The sequence below is a fragment of the Micromonospora sp. NPDC048887 genome (assembly GCF_040649715.1).
In the GTDB taxonomy this organism is placed as follows: Bacteria; Actinomycetota; Actinomycetes; order Mycobacteriales; family Micromonosporaceae; genus Micromonospora.
On the sequence record NZ_JBEZGA010000019.1, the window covers coordinates 56363 to 69227 of the forward strand.

Here is a 12865-nt window from a genome sequence, read left to right on the forward strand (position 1 = left end):
CCGACTCAGCCCAGCGTCGCCAGCCAGCGGAGCAACCCGCGCACGCCCCAGCCGGTGGCGCCCTTGACCAGCTCGCCGTGCGTGTCGTCGGACCAGGACGGCGCGGACATGTCCAGGTGCGCCCACCGGTCCCGCAGGTCGCCGGTGAACTCCCGCAGGAACAGCGCGGCCACCACCGAACCGGCGCCCTGCGCCGGCGAGCTGTGCAGGTCGGCGACGTCGCTGGCCAGGTATTCCAGGTAGTCGTCGGCGAGCGGCATCCGCCAGGCCCGCTCGCCGGCCGCGGTGATCGCGTCGAGCAGGCCGGCGGCGAGCGCGTCGTTGTCGCTGTAGAGCGCGGCGTGCCGCTTGCCCAGGGCGACGGCGTTCGCGCCGGTCAGCGTCGCCAGGTCGATCAGCAGGTCGGGCTTCAGCTCGCGGGCGGCGTACGCCAGCGCGTCGGCGAGCACCAGCCGGCCCTCGGCGTCGGAGTTGGTGCTCTCGCTGGTCAGCCCGCCGTAGTGCCGGATCACGTCGCCGGGGCGGAACGCCGAGCCGCTGACCATGTTCTCGGCGAGCGGGGCGAGCGTGGTGATCCGTACCGGCAGGCGCAGCTCGGCGGCGCCGAGCGTCGCGGCGATCACCGCCGCGGCGCCGGCCATGTCCTTGCGCATCAGCTTCATGGCCGGCACCGGCTTGATCGAGATGCCGCCGGTGTCGAACGTGATGCCCTTGCCGACGAGCACCACGTGGGTACGCGCGCCCTCGGGCCGCCAGTCCAGCTCCACCAGGCGCGGGCCGCTCGCGGATCCGCCGCCGACGGCCAGCAGACCGCCGAAGCCCTCGGCCGCCAGTTCCTCCGGGCCGCGCACCCGCAGGTGCAGGCCGGGGTGCCCGGACGCGGCCTCGGCCACCTGCGCGGCGAACCACTCCGGGTTCTTAATGGACGAGGGCATGTTCGTGAGGTCCCGGGCGAGCCGGGTCGTCTCGGCGGTGGCCCGGGCGGCGGCGAGCGTGCCGGCGAGCGCGTCCGGGTCGTCGACCAGGACCGAAACCCCGGCCAGGGCGGACCGCCCGCCGGCCTCGGTCAGGCGGAAACGGTACGAGCCGAGCAGCAGCCCTTCGGCCAGTCCGCGTAGCGCCGCCGTCGCCTCACCGGGAAGCGCGATGGTGATCTGCGTCTCATCCTTCGCCGCGCGGGCCAGCGCTGCCCCGGCGGTACGCCAGTCGCGCTCGTCGCCGTCGCCGACACCGAGGAGCCACAGCCGCGCCGGCGAGCCGCCGGGACGCAGGTGCTCGCGCACCTCGCCGGCCGCGCCGGTGAGCCGGGTGACGGGCAGTACGGCGGCGGCCTCGGCCCGCACGTCGTCGCCGACCGGCACGGCGGTCGGCACCAGTCGGGCCGGGGAGTCCGGGGGGTCCGGCGAGTCCGGCCCTCCGGAGCGGACGGGCAGGACGAGAGCGTCGGGCCCCGCGGGCCCGCTCACCAGACGAATGACCAGCACGCTGGACCGTACCTCCGAGAAGGGGTGAACAGGCACGTTTCACCACGCACCCGTCGAGGAAAGACCCTGAGCCACCGGGCAGCCCGGTGGCTCAGGGTAGGACGAACCGCCCGCGCGGCGGATGCCGCGCGGGACACTCCTCGAATCAGCCCGCAGCCGCCTTCAGCGCGTCACCGAGCGCGGTGGCCTCGTCGGGAGTCATCTCGACGACGAGCCGGCCACCACCCTCCAGCGGGACTCGCATGACGATGCCCCGGCCCTCCTTGGTGACTTCCAGCGGACCGTCGCCCGTCCGCGGCTTCATCGCCGCCATGTTGTCTCCCCTCAGACCTACACCAGGGTCGGTGAGTTGCCCCACAGCCACTTCGCCATCGCCGTCCGCAGCCATCACGGAAGGCTCGACAAACGATTTTCCCTGATGAACACCGCCGGACCCAAACCGAGGCAGCATTGATGTAACAGCATCTAGCTTATCTTGGATAGGCCTGTCACAATGTGCGGTCATGCAGGCACGGTCGGCACTCTTCGACCTGTACGGCGACCACCTCCGGGCCCGGGGTGGCCGCGCACCGGTCGCCGCCCTGGTCAAGCTGCTCGCCCCGCTGGGGATCGCCCCACCGGCGGTACGCACCGCGGTCTCCCGGATGGTCCGCCAGGGCTGGCTGGAACCGCTCCGGCTCGCGTCCGGACCGGGATATTCGATCACCCCGAAGGCGGCTCGTCGACTCGACGAGGCGGCGTCCCGGATCTACCGGACCGGGCGGCACAATTGGGACGGACGGTTCGATCTCCTGGTGCTCACCGCGCCCTCCTCCCGACGGGACCGGCAGCGGCTCGCCGCGAACCTCTCCTTCCTCGGCTACGGCACGCTCGACGACTGCACCTGGGTGGCCACCCGCCCGGCGGAGGACGTCGACCTGCTGCTCGACGAGGCGGGTGTGCGCTTCGAGCGGTTCACCGCCGCGCACGCGGCGGGCACACCAGGTGCGATGGGCGTGGTCCGCCGCGCCTGGGACCTGGCCGAGATCGGCCGGGCGTACGAACGCTTCGTCGCCGAGCAGAAGCCGCTGCTCTCCGGCATCACGGTGCGCAGCAACGACGAGGACGCGTACGCGGCCCGGTTCCGGCTCGTGCACGCGTGGCGTACGTTCCTGTTCCGGGATCCGCAACTGCCCCCGGCACTGCTGCCCGAGCGCTGGCCGGGCACCAGCGCGGCCGCGTTCTTCGACCGGCACGCGGCCCGGCTCCGGCCGGCCGCCGACCGGTACGTCGAGCAGTGCCTCGACGCCAGCAACCGCCTCGCCCGACAGAAGGGTCGTTAGAACGTGACCGAGCCGCTGCTCGTCGACCGCACCGACGCCGTCGTCACCCTGACGCTGAACCGCCCGACGGCGATGAACTCGCTCGACGTGGCGCTCAAGGAGGCGCTCCGGGACACCCTGGCCGAGCTGGAGACCGACCGGTCCTGCCGGGCGGTGGTGCTCGCCGGCGCGGGCGGCTCGTTCAGCGCCGGGCAGGACCTGCGCGAGCACGTGCGGACGCTCGAGACAGCGGACGCGGACCCGCTGGGCACGGTGCGGGCGCACTACAACCCGATCGCCGCCCGGCTGGCCAACCTGCCCAAGCCGGTGGTCGCCGCGGTGCGCGGGATGGCCGCCGGGGCGGGCGCCTCGCTGGCGTTCCTCGCCGACTTCCGCATCGGCGGTCCGAAGACCCGGTTCCTGATGGCGTTCGCCGGGGTGGGGCTCGCCGCCGACACCGGCGCCTCCTGGACGCTGCCCCGGCTGGTCGGCCACGCCAAGGCCGTCGAGCTGCTGATGCTCGCCGAGCCGGTCGGCGCCGACGACGCGTGCCGGCTGGGCCTGCTGACCAGGCTGGTGGACGACGACGAGCAGGTGCTCCCGGCCGCGCAGGAACTGGCCGCACGGCTCGCCGCCGGCCCGACCGTCGCATACGGGGCGATCAAGCGCCAGCTCTCCATCGCCGACGCGGGCACGCTCGCCGACGCGCTGGCGGCCGAGGCGCAGGCACAGGCGATCTGCGGCGCCACCGCCGACCACCGGGCCGCCACGATGGCGTTCGTCGAGAAGCAGAAGCCGGTCTTCCAGGGCCGCTGACCGCGCCGGCCGGCCCCGGCTGTCAGTCGTCCTCTTCCGGATCCTGGTTGGCCTCGACGCCCAGCACGAACGCCTGCATGGCCAGCTCGTCGCCGTACGGCGAGACGAACGCCGGCAGCTCCCGAGGGCCCAGCTCCTGCACGTAGGACCAGAAGATCCGCACCGCCTCGGCGCGCGACGCGGCCTCGATCGGCAGGTCCAGGCTGACCAGCCAGGTGCTGCGGGCCGGCGGCGGGCCGAGCCGGTCGGCCAGCGACCGCCAGCGGGCCGGGTCGAGCGCCACGACCGGGCCGTCCGGCGCCGGGCCGTCGACCGGCACCGGCTCGTCGAGCACCCGCCGGGTGTACGTGACCACGAGCGGCGCGTCCACCGGGTCGGACTGCGGATCGTCCGGGTCCTCCCGGGGCCCGGACACCGCGGGCGCGACCTTGCCGAGCGCGACCAGACGCAGCGGCTCGTCGACGAGCACCGCCACCTGGTCGCCGGGCCGGGGGCGGGCCGCCTCGGCCAGCCCGGTCAGCTCCAGCAGGTCGTGGTGCACCAGCCGTTCGGCCTCGAAGCGCTCGGCGGGCAGCAGCACCGCCCAGGCGCCGGTGGTGGTCGCACCGTCTGTCGTCCCGCTCGTACGCGGCTCGGTGTCGGTCATGCCCCAATCCCATCACGCCGGAGGTGGCGCGCTCCGTCACACCCCGGCCCGGTCACCGCTCACGTGGCAGTCGGCCAGGTGGTCGTCGACCATGCCGGTGGCCTGCATCAGCGCGTAGGCGGTGGTGGGGCCGACGAACCGGAAACCCTGCTTCTTGAGCGCCTTGGCCATCGCCACGGACTCCGGGCTGGTGGCCGGCACCTCGGCGAAGGACCGGGGTCGCGCCGCCCGGGGCGGGGGCGCGAACGACCAGAGCAGCGCGGAGAGGCCCTCGGGCAGCTCCGACGCCGCCCGGGCGTTGGCGATCGCCGCCTCGATCTTGGCTCGGTTGCGGACGATCCCGGCGTCGGCCAGCAGCCGGGTCACGTCGGCCTCACCGAAGCGGGCCACCGCGTCGATCCGGAAGCCGGCGAAGGCGTCCCGGAACGCCTGCCGTTTGCGCAGGATGGTCAGCCAGGACAGGCCGGACTGGAACGCCTCCAGCGTCAGCCGCTCGTAGAGCGCGTCGTCGCCGCGCAGCGGCCGGCCCCACTCCTCGTCGTGGTAGACGGCGTAGTCGGGGGTGCTCGCCCCCCATGCGCAGCGCGGCAGCCCGTCCGCGCCGGTCACCAGGTCAGTCACGGCGTCCACGGTAGGTCAGCCCACCGACAACCCGGCTCAGGGCAGGCGGCCCTGCTCGACCAGCCGGGCGAACTTCTTCAGCGCCTGGGTGAGGCTGAACTTCGAGCCGGGCCAGAGCACCGGCCAGGCGACCCGGCCGGCCCGCCCGCCCGGCAGGTGGAACCACTCGTGCCAGATCACCTGTGTGCGGTCGCGGTCCATCGGGGTGCAGCGCAGCACGCCGGGGCCGCGCAGCAGCCTGCCGCAGTGCACCACACCGACCTCGTACGGCGCGTCGACCCGGACCACCCGCATCTCGTCGCGGAGCACGGCCGGACCGAGCGCGGTGACCGCCTCGACCAGGCTGCCCTCGCCGCCGTCGCCCTCGACCACCCGGACCCGGGTCAGCGGGATCCAGTCCGACTGCCGCTCCCACGCGGTGAGCGCGGCGAACACCCGCTCCGCCGGCGCCTCGACGATCACCGTGGCGGTGACCTCGGCGGCACCGCGCCGGGACGCCTCGGTGAAGTCGTCAGCCGGCCGGCCGGCGCCGGTCACGCCGACTCCGATCGGACCACCGAACCGCGCTCCCGGTCACCGTCGGCGCTCCCGTCCGCCGGGGAGACGGTGTCCTCGGTGGCCGCGGCGGCCGGGGCCTCCGCCACACCCGCCTCGGCCGGCGCGCGTCCCGGCTGCCCGCCGGCGTCGGGCCGGTCCGGCTGCCCGTCGCCGTCGATCCGGCTCGACGGCTCCGGCCCGGACAGGTCGATCACCACCGGCTCGGGGGCGGACGGGCCGGGCGCCGGCTCCGTCTCGGGGCGGGTCGCGGCGGCCTCCTCGCGCGCCCGGCGCAGCGCGTCGGCGTCCTCGGTACGCCCGTCCCGCAGGGCCGCGTTCTCCGCCTCCAGGACGCCGATCAGCTCGGTCTTGTAGCCGATGTCGTACGCCGCCCGGCGCAGTGCCGCGTCGACCTGACTCATCCGGTAACCGCGCAGCGCCGTGTCGAAGCGGACGCCTGACACGTCCGACTCGTCGAGCGGACGGCTGCCGGGCAGTGGCACGGCCCGGCCGTCCGGCTCGGCCGGTGTGAGGCCCGGATCCTTGCCGGAGACCAGCACCGTCACCCCGAACACCACAGCCGCGACTGTCAGCGCGACGACCAAGAGGAGCAGAACCTCACCCATGCACAGATCGTGGCATGCGGGGCGGGATCGGGCGAGCCCTCTGAGGCGTCCGTTCCGCGAATGCGTCCGCCGCGCGGTACCGGCACGGGCGGCGCGGGCGACGCGGGCGGGACCGGATAGCGTCGGACCGGCCGGTGCGGTCCGGCGGCGAGGAGGCGGGCATGACCGGGGCGTTGCGGCTGGGCGGACGGACGTTCGGCCCCGGTGAGCTGGTGGTGATGGCTATCGTCAACCGCACGCCCGACTCGTTCTTCGACCGGGGCGCCACCTTCGCCCAGGACAGCGCGCTGCGCGCGGTGGAACGCGCGGTGGACGAGGGCGCCGAGATCATCGACATCGGCGGGGTGAAGGCCGGGCCGGGCGACGAGGTGGACGTGGCCGAGGAGATCCGGCGGACGGTGGACACCATCGCCGCGGTCCGGTCCGCCTTCCCGGACGTGGTCGTCTCCATCGACACCTGGCGTGCCGAGGTGGCGGTGGAGGCGGTAGTGGCCGGCGCGGACCTGCTGAACGACACCTGGTCGGGGGCGGACCCGGCGCTGGCCCGGGTCGCCGCGGCGACCGGCGCCGGCCTGGTCTGCTCGCACGCGGGCGGGCTCGCCCCGCGTACCCGGCCGCACCGGGCCGCCTTCGACGACGTGGTGGCCGACGTGCTCGGCACGGTGACCGGCCTGGCCGAACGCGCGGTCGGGCTGGGTGTGCGCCGGGACGGCATCCTGATCGACCCGGCGCACGACTTCGGCAAGAACACCCGGCACTCGCTGGAGATCACCAGGCGGCTGTCGGAGCTGACCGACACGGGCTGGCCGCTGCTGGTGGCGCTGTCGAACAAGGACTTCATCGGCGAGACGCTCGACCTGCCGGTGCCCGAGCGGCTGGAGGGGACGCTCGCCGCCACGGCGGTCTCGGCCTGGCTCGGCGCCCGGGTGTTCCGTGCCCACCAGGTCCGCGAGACCCGCCGGGTGCTGGACATGGTGGCGTCGATCCGGGGCGACCGGCCGCCGGCGGCGACCCGGCGCGGGCTGGCCTAGCGGGCCGGGCCCGGTGCCGGGCCGCTGGTCAGGTCCAGCGCAGGACGCCGCGCCGCCACGCGTAGAGGATGCCGAGCGCGACGATCGCCACGAAGACGCCCATCTCCACGACCGTGGTGGCGCCGAATCCGGGCCGGTCGAAGACCAGCGCCCAGGGGAACAGGAAGACCGCCTCGACCGCGAAGAGCACGTAGAGATACGCGTAGACGTAGTACCTGATCTGCATCTGCGCCCAGTCGCCGCCGACCGGGTCGATGCCGCACTCGTACGTGGCCCGCTTGCCCCACGGCTCGGCCGGCCGGCTCGGACGTAACACCCGGTTCGCCGAGAACGCCGTCACGAAGAAGAGCACGGCGGCGAGCAGCAGCAGACCGAGCGTGGCGTACGAGCCGAGGTATCCGGTCACGACCGGAGCGTACCGGTCTCGTCCAGATGTCCCGGACACGTTACGAATTTGTTTCCTGGCAGGACTAGTGCCTGATGGCAAGTATCACCGAATAATGGGATCCCGTTGATCGTCCGGAGGACAGATGCCCCGCCCCAGCGTTGCGCCCGATCGGCGGGCCGCGTTCCGCCGTACCCTCGCGGTGCTGGCGCCCGTGCTCGTCGCGGCGATGGTGGCGGTGGTGCCCGCCGGGGCGGTCGCGCACCCGGGCCCGGCGGCCGCGCTCCGGGCGATCGAGCCGGTGGAGCCGGGCGGCGACCCCGGCGGCGAGCCGTCCGGTCCGGCGCCCAGCGGCGACCCGGCGCCCACGGCGACGGCCCCGCCGCCGACCGAGGCGCCACCGACCACGCCCCCGGCGCCGGCCCCCACCTCGCCGGCCGCGCCGCCGGCCAGCGCGCCCGCCGATCCGGCGCCGACCACCGCCGCGCCGGCCACCACGGCGCCCGCGCCGCCGCCCGTCGTGCCGCCGGTCAAGCCACCACCGCCCCCGCCGGCGCAGCCGGCCGGCGGCCCTCTGGGGGTACGCGTGAACACCGGCGACGTGGTGCTGCCGCCGGCCTACTGGAACGCCGACGCCACGGTGGCCGCGCTACGGGTGACGGTGACGAACACCGGTGGGCGGGCGGAGCGGATCAGCCTGGGCTACACGCTGCCGCCCGGGCTGTCCGACGCGGGCACCCCCGGTTGCGAGCCGGCCGGTGGCGGCAACCACCGCTGCGCCGGGTGGGACGCGGAGCCGGGCGCCCGGTTCAGCGCCACCATCCGGGTCCGGGTCGACGGCGACGCCTGGCGGACCATGCCGCTGGCCGGGTCGGTCCAGGTCACCGCCGTCGCACCCGGGGTCAGCGACGCGGCGTACGACGACGAGGGCTTCGCCGTGCTGTTCCCGCCCGGGCCGCCGGTACCCGGCATCTCGCTCCGCGCCGACGAGGTGCTGTTCGACATCAGCGGCGCTCCCGCGACGCTCACCGTCCGGCTCGGCAACACCGGCCGGGTCGACGCGGCCGGCCGGATCGACGTTCTCCTGCCCGCCGGGGTGACAGTCGCCGGCAGCGAGCCCGGCTGCGCCCCGATCTCGGCCGCCCGGACCCGCTGCGATCTGGGCGTGCTGGCGGCGGGGCGGACCGGCGGCGTACGGCTGACGCTCACCGCCTCGGCGGAGGCCCAGCGGCTGGCACCGCTGTCCGGCGCGGTGATCGGCCGGCTGGACCCGCGCAGCGGGCGGGACCGGCAGGTGCAGATGAGCTTCCGGATCAGCGCCGCCGCGGCGGACGCCACGCCACCGGTCGCCGCGCCGGCCCCGACCGGTTCGCAGGGCGTGCTCGTCGCCGCCGGCGAACGCGACGGTGACGGCACCTCGGTCCGGGGGGCCGCCATCGCGTTGATCGCCGTGTCCGGTCTCCTCGTCGTGCTCGCGCTGGCTCTGGCGACCCGCTCGCTGCGCCGCCGCAGCGACATCACCGCGCCGGAGCGGCCGGTCGCCGACAGGTGATCATGGATATGTGGTGATCTGGGTTACGGGCCCAGGTACTAAACGCTGCAAAGCAGGGCATACAGCAGCCCGATCCAGTCCCATACGTCGGACCTCGACCAAGGTGGCCCTAACGTGGCGACGTAGGCTCTGACGTGAGAATCGGAGCGGGCCGGACCGGCGAGGGTGACGGCGCTCAGTTAAGCGAGGTGCGGGTGTGACCAAGCAGATCCGTCAACTGGACCGGGTGGTCATCCGGTTCGCCGGTGACTCCGGCGACGGCATGCAGCTCACCGGCGACCGGTTCACCTCGGAGACGGCGCAGTTGGGCAACGACATCTCCACGTTGCCGAACTTCCCCGCCGAGATCCGCGCTCCCGCCGGCACCCTGCCCGGCGTGTCGAGCTTCCAGGTGCACTTCGCCGACTACGACATCCTGACCCCGGGTGACGCGCCGAACGTGCTGGTGGCGATGAACCCGGCGGCGCTGAAGGCCAACCTGGCCGACCTACCGCGCGGGGCGGACATCATCGTCAACACCGACGAGTTCACCCGGCGCAACCTGGCCAAGGTCGGCTACGCGACGAGTCCGCTCGACGACGACTCGCTCGCCGGATACGCGGTGCACCCGGTGGCGCTCACCTCGATGACCGTGGGCGCGCTGGCCGAGCACGACGTGTCCAAGAAGGACGCCGAGCGGGCAAAGAACATGTTCGCGCTCGGGCTGCTGAGCTGGATGTACTCCCGCCCGTACGAGTCGACCCTGCGGTTCCTGGAGCGCAAGTTCGCGGCCCGCCCCGAGCTGGTGGCGGCGAACGTGGCCGCGTTCCGGGCCGGCTGGAACTTCGGCGAGACGACCGAGGACTTCTCCGTCCGGTACGAGGTCAAGCCCGCCAGGATGCTGCCGGGCACCTACCGGAACATCACCGGCAACGCGGCGCTGTCGCTGGGTCTGGTGGCCGCCGGGGTGCGCTCCGGGCTGCCGGTGTTCCTCGGCGCGTACCCGATCACGCCGGCCTCGGACATCCTGCACGAGCTGAGCAAGCACAAGAGGTTCGGCGTGGTCACCATGCAGGCCGAGGACGAGATCGCCGCGGTCGGGGCGGCGCTCGGCGCGTCGTACGGCGGCTCGCTCGGCGTGACCACCACGAGCGGTCCGGGCGTGGCGCTCAAGAGCGAGACGATCTCCCTGGCGGTGGCCCTGGAGCTGCCCCTGGTCATCGTCGACGTGCAGCGGGCCGGGCCGTCCACCGGCATGCCCACCAAGACCGAGCAGGCCGACCTCAACATGGCCCTGTACGGCCGGCACGGCGAGGCGCCGGTCGCGGTGATCGCGCCGAAGTCCCCGTCGGACTGCTTCCACGCGGCGCTGGAGGCGGCCCGGATCGCGCTGACCTACCGCACCCCGGTGATCCTGCTCTCCGACAACTACGTCGCGAACGGCTCCGAGCCGTGGCTGCTGCCGGACGTGGAGTCGCTGCCCGACCTGCGGGTCGAGTTCGCCACCGAGCCCAACGGCGAGGACGGCACGACCTTCCTGCCGTACCTGCGGGATCCGCAGACGCTGGCCCGCCCGTGGGCGGTGCCCGGCACGGCCGGCCTGGAGCACCGGATCGGCGGCCTGGAGAAGGCCGACAAGACCGGCGACATCTCGTACGACCCGGCCAACCACGACTTCATGGTGCGGACCCGGGCGGCCCGCATCGAGACCATCCCGGTGCCGGACGTCGAGGTGGAGGACCCGGACGGCGACGCCCGGGTGCTGGTGCTGGGCTGGGGCTCGACGTACGGCCCGATCGGCGCCGCCTGCCGTGGCCTGCGCCAGCGCGGGCTCTCGGTGGCCCAGGCCCACCTGCGGCACCTGGCCCCGATGCCGGCGAACCTCGGCGAGGTGCTGAGCCGCTACGACAGGGTGGTCGTGCCGGAGATGAACCTCGGCCAGCTCGCCCACGTGATCCGGGCGAAGTACCTGGTCGACGCGATCGGCTACAACCAGGTCCGCGGCCTGCCGTTCACCGCCGCCGAGCTGGAGACGATGCTGGAAGAGGTCCTGAAGAATGTCTGAGCCCGTCGCCCTGAAGCTCACCGCCAAGGACTTCAAGTCCGACCAGGAGGTGCGCTGGTGCCCCGGTTGCGGCGACTACGCCATCCTGGCCGCCGTGCAGGGCTTCATGCCGGAGCTGAACATCCCCCGGGAGAACATCGTCTTCGTCTCGGGCATCGGCTGCTCGTCGCGTTTCCCGTACTACATGAACACGTACGGCATGCACTCGATCCACGGCCGCGCCCCGGCGATCGCCACCGGCCTGTCGGTGTCCCGGCCGGACCTGTCGGTCTGGGTGGTCACCGGTGACGGCGACGCGCTCTCCATCGGCGGCAACCACCTGATCCACGCGCTGCGCCGCAACGTGAACCTGAAGATCCTGCTGTTCAACAACCGGATCTACGGGCTCACGAAGGGCCAGTACTCGCCGACCTCCGAGGTCGGCAAGATCACCAAGTCGACGCCGGTCGGGTCGGCGGACGCCCCGTTCAACCCGCTGTCGCTGGCACTCGGCGCGGAGGCCACGTTCGTGGCCCGGACGATCGACTCGGACCGCAAGCACCTCCAGTCGGTGCTGCGGGCCGCCGCCCAGCACGAGGGTTCGGCGTTCGTGGAGATCTACCAGAACTGCAACATCTTCAACGACGGCGCGTTCGACCCACTGAAGGAGCCGGCCACCCGGGACGACTTCCTGATCCGGCTGGAGCACGGGCAGCCGATCACGTTCGGCAAGGACGGGCAGTTCTGCGTGGTGCACCCGCCGGGTGGCTTCGGGCTGGAGGTGCGGGAGACCGCGAACACCCCGGCCGAGGAGATCGTCGTGCACGATGCCACGGTGGCCGACCCGGCGTACGCGTTCGCGCTGTCCCGGCTGCCCGGCCTGGACCTGAGCAACACCCCGATCGGAGTGTTCCGCTCGGTGGGCCGCCCCTCCTACGACAGCACCGTGCAGGAGCAGGTCGCGGCCGCCAGGGCTAGCGTCGACCAGACCCCGGAGCAGCAGCTCGCCGCCCTGCTCGGCAGCGGCGACACCTGGACGATCCTCTGATCCGCCGCTGACCCGTCACGCGAGAGGGCGGGCCGTTCCCCCGCGGAACGGCCCGCCCTTCGCGTGTGGCGCAGCCTGGTCAGGCGGCCGCCGAGGCGGGCACCCACAGCTCGTCGACGGCCCGCTCGGCAGCGGCGAGGCTCTGCTCGAACAGCGGGATCAGCTCGGCCATCGCCGGGTTGACCGGGGCCAGGGTCAGCTCGGCGCAGATGAACCGCGGCTCCAGCCCGGTCAGGGAGAGGCCGTGCGGCAGCCACGGCTCGGCGTGGTCCCAGCCCTCCCGCGGGGTGCCCGCGCCGTACCCGCCGCCGCGGCTGACCAGGACGACGAACTGGCGGTCGCCGAGCAGCCCGGCGTTCGTCACCGGGTCGTACGCGATGCCGGGGGCGATCAGGTGGTCGACCCAGGACTTCACGCTGCTGGGCGGCCCGTAGTTGTAGAGCGGCAGCCCGAGCAGGACCGTGTCGGCCTGCTTCACCTCGGCCACCACCTCCTGGGTCCGCCGCCAGGACGCCGCCTGCTCGGGGGTGTGCTGATCCGGCGGCACCATGCGCGCGAGACCGCTCGCCGTGTCCAGGTGTGGCAGCGGGTTCTGGCCCAGGTCGCGGTAGGTGACGGTGCCGTCCGGGTGGGCGGCGCGCCAGGCGGCGGCGGCACGGGCGGTGAGCCGTCGGCTGATCGACCGCTCCCCCGTGATGCTGGAGTCGATGTGCAGCAGGTGAGCCATTTCTTTCTCCTCCATCGATCGTTCGTGTAGAACAAACTATTTATAGCAGGTCGATGTTTCCCGGGGCG

General features: G+C 73.5%; 14 protein-coding genes. 6 read left to right on the plus strand and 8 right to left on the minus strand.

From position 1 onward, the window contains the following. Positions 1-5 precede the first annotated feature (5 nt). Together AB0C17_RS24695 and AB0C17_RS24700 are read right to left on the minus strand one after the other, a co-directional pair. Positions 6-1484 carry a leucyl aminopeptidase family protein gene (locus AB0C17_RS24695; protein ID WP_357471842.1) on the minus strand — a complete coding sequence of 493 codons (1479 nt, stop codon included), beginning with the start codon at positions 1482-1484 and terminating at the stop codon, positions 6-8. Positions 1485-1629: 145 nt separating this feature from the next. Further along, positions 1630-1797: a DUF3117 domain-containing protein gene (locus tag AB0C17_RS24700; protein ID WP_013283866.1), complete on the minus strand. Its 168-nt coding sequence runs from the start codon at positions 1795-1797 to the stop codon at positions 1630-1632. A 190-nt stretch (positions 1798-1987) separates the two neighbouring features. Here AB0C17_RS24700 and AB0C17_RS24705 point away from each other — a divergent pair, with 190 nt between their 5' ends. Both AB0C17_RS24705 and AB0C17_RS24710 read left to right on the plus strand, forming a co-directional pair. Then, positions 1988-2806, plus strand: a complete 819-nt coding sequence (locus tag AB0C17_RS24705) for a PaaX family transcriptional regulator C-terminal domain-containing protein (RefSeq protein ID WP_357471839.1) — start codon at positions 1988-1990, stop codon at positions 2804-2806. Between the two features lie 3 nt (positions 2807-2809). After that, the gene (locus AB0C17_RS24710; RefSeq protein ID WP_357381255.1) at positions 2810-3601 is read left to right on the plus strand and encodes an enoyl-CoA hydratase-related protein; all 792 of its coding nucleotides are present in this window, start codon (positions 2810-2812) and stop codon (positions 3599-3601) included. A gap of 22 nt (positions 3602-3623) precedes the next feature. Here AB0C17_RS24710 and AB0C17_RS24715 read toward each other — a convergent pair whose 3' ends face one another. The 4 genes from AB0C17_RS24715 to AB0C17_RS24730 are packed head-to-tail and all read right to left on the minus strand — an operon-like array spanning position 3624 to position 6031. Beyond that, the gene (locus tag AB0C17_RS24715; RefSeq protein WP_357471836.1) at positions 3624-4247 is read right to left on the minus strand and encodes a hypothetical protein; all 624 of its coding nucleotides are present in this window, start codon (positions 4245-4247) and stop codon (positions 3624-3626) included. A 36-nt stretch (positions 4248-4283) separates the two neighbouring features. After that, positions 4284-4868: a DNA-3-methyladenine glycosylase I gene (locus AB0C17_RS24720; protein ID WP_357381251.1), complete on the minus strand. Its 585-nt coding sequence runs from the start codon at positions 4866-4868 to the stop codon at positions 4284-4286. Positions 4869-4904: 36 nt separating this feature from the next. Continuing rightward, the gene (locus AB0C17_RS24725) at positions 4905-5405 is read right to left on the minus strand and encodes an SRPBCC family protein (RefSeq protein WP_355095947.1); all 501 of its coding nucleotides are present in this window, start codon (positions 5403-5405) and stop codon (positions 4905-4907) included. After that, positions 5402-6031 carry a DivIVA domain-containing protein gene (locus tag AB0C17_RS24730; RefSeq protein WP_357471833.1) on the minus strand — a complete coding sequence of 210 codons (630 nt, stop codon included), beginning with the start codon at positions 6029-6031 and terminating at the stop codon, positions 5402-5404. Before AB0C17_RS24730 ends, AB0C17_RS24725 begins: the two co-directional genes overlap by 4 nt. Before the next feature lie 161 nt (positions 6032-6192). On the opposite strand from AB0C17_RS24730, the gene folP reads away from it, so the two are divergent. Further along, a complete protein-coding gene (gene folP / locus AB0C17_RS24735) occupies positions 6193-7062 on the plus strand; it encodes a dihydropteroate synthase (protein WP_357471831.1) in 870 nt (289 codons plus the stop codon). A gap of 28 nt (positions 7063-7090) precedes the next feature. Here folP and AB0C17_RS24740 read toward each other — a convergent pair whose 3' ends face one another. Beyond that, positions 7091-7468, minus strand: a complete 378-nt coding sequence (locus AB0C17_RS24740; protein WP_030501070.1) for an NADH-quinone oxidoreductase subunit A — start codon at positions 7466-7468, stop codon at positions 7091-7093. Positions 7469-7592: 124 nt separating this feature from the next. On the opposite strand from AB0C17_RS24740, the gene AB0C17_RS24745 reads away from it, so the two are divergent. From AB0C17_RS24745 to AB0C17_RS24755, 3 genes are all read left to right on the plus strand, one after another. Further along, the gene (locus tag AB0C17_RS24745) at positions 7593-8999 is read left to right on the plus strand and encodes a hypothetical protein (RefSeq protein WP_357480656.1); all 1407 of its coding nucleotides are present in this window, start codon (positions 7593-7595) and stop codon (positions 8997-8999) included. 196 nt (positions 9000-9195) lie between these two features. Next, positions 9196-11043 (plus strand): 2-oxoacid:acceptor oxidoreductase subunit alpha, encoded by a 1848-nt coding sequence (locus AB0C17_RS24750; RefSeq protein ID WP_357381243.1) that lies wholly within the window; start codon positions 9196-9198, stop codon positions 11041-11043. Continuing rightward, positions 11036-12070 carry a 2-oxoacid:ferredoxin oxidoreductase subunit beta gene (locus AB0C17_RS24755; protein ID WP_357381241.1) on the plus strand — a complete coding sequence of 345 codons (1035 nt, stop codon included), beginning with the start codon at positions 11036-11038 and terminating at the stop codon, positions 12068-12070. Before AB0C17_RS24750 ends, AB0C17_RS24755 begins: the two co-directional genes overlap by 8 nt. A gap of 79 nt (positions 12071-12149) precedes the next feature. Here the strand turns inward: AB0C17_RS24755 and AB0C17_RS24760 are convergent, their stop codons facing one another. Continuing rightward, complete coding sequence (locus AB0C17_RS24760; protein WP_357471825.1) at positions 12150-12797, minus strand: NAD(P)H-dependent oxidoreductase; 648 nt, start codon at positions 12795-12797, stop codon at positions 12150-12152. Between the last annotated feature and the right edge of the window lie 68 nt (positions 12798-12865).

What these genes read in the sequence shown, in the direction of transcription:
- AB0C17_RS24700 (WP_013283866.1), bottom strand. Translation starts at nt 1,797, where the DNA reads ATGGCGGCGATGAAGCCGCGGACGGGCGACGGTCCGCTGGAAGTCACC.
- AB0C17_RS24705 (WP_357471839.1), top strand. Translation starts at nt 1,988, where the DNA reads ATGCAGGCACGGTCGGCACTCTTCGACCTGTACGGCGACCACCTCCGG.
- AB0C17_RS24715 (WP_357471836.1), bottom strand. Translation starts at nt 4,247, where the DNA reads ATGACCGACACCGAGCCGCGTACGAGCGGGACGACAGACGGTGCGACC.
- AB0C17_RS24730 (WP_357471833.1), bottom strand. Translation starts at nt 6,031, where the DNA reads ATGGGTGAGGTTCTGCTCCTCTTGGTCGTCGCGCTGACAGTCGCGGCT.
- folP (WP_357471831.1), top strand. Translation starts at nt 6,193, where the DNA reads ATGACCGGGGCGTTGCGGCTGGGCGGACGGACGTTCGGCCCCGGTGAG.
- AB0C17_RS24745 (WP_357480656.1), top strand. Translation starts at nt 7,593, where the DNA reads ATGCCCCGCCCCAGCGTTGCGCCCGATCGGCGGGCCGCGTTCCGCCGT.
- AB0C17_RS24755 (WP_357381241.1), top strand. Translation starts at nt 11,036, where the DNA reads ATGTCTGAGCCCGTCGCCCTGAAGCTCACCGCCAAGGACTTCAAGTCC.
- AB0C17_RS24760 (WP_357471825.1), bottom strand. Translation starts at nt 12,797, where the DNA reads ATGGCTCACCTGCTGCACATCGACTCCAGCATCACGGGGGAGCGGTCG.